The organism is Pseudoalteromonas sp. AOP7-A1-14, from assembly GCF_052376275.1.
In the GTDB taxonomy this organism is placed as follows: Bacteria; Pseudomonadota; Gammaproteobacteria; order Enterobacterales; family Alteromonadaceae; genus Pseudoalteromonas.
In genome coordinates, this window is record NZ_JBQSVO010000309.1 from 1 (window position 1) to 320 (window position 320).

The window sequence follows — 320 nt, forward strand, 5'->3', positions numbered from 1 at the left end:
CCCTCTCTGTCAGACTAGTTGTCGCGCTTAATATTCAACCATTAAACAGAGGGCGTGGAGTAACAATGAAACATTATTCAGCGCAAAGCAAAGAGTCGGCTCTTCAGAAGATGATGCCTCCAAATAATATAGCAATAGCCCAATTATCAATCGAGATGGGGATTGGTGAATCAACCTTGTATAATTGGCGAAAACAAGCAATTGATAAGGGGCATTTAGTGCCAGGTGATGGAAAGAATGCTGAGCAGTGGTCATCAGCAAATAAATTCTCAGTCGTGTTGGAAACAGCCTCTTTAAATCAAGCTGAGTTAGCGGAATAT

Annotated in this window: 1 protein-coding gene; it reads left to right on the forward strand. The window is 41.6% G+C overall.

All coding sequences use genetic code 11. From position 1 onward, the window contains the following. Positions 1-65: 65 nt before the first annotated feature. The coding region (locus tag ACT3RM_RS18255) for a transposase (RefSeq protein ID WP_444511562.1) at positions 66-320 on the forward strand (255 nt) is incomplete at its 3' end.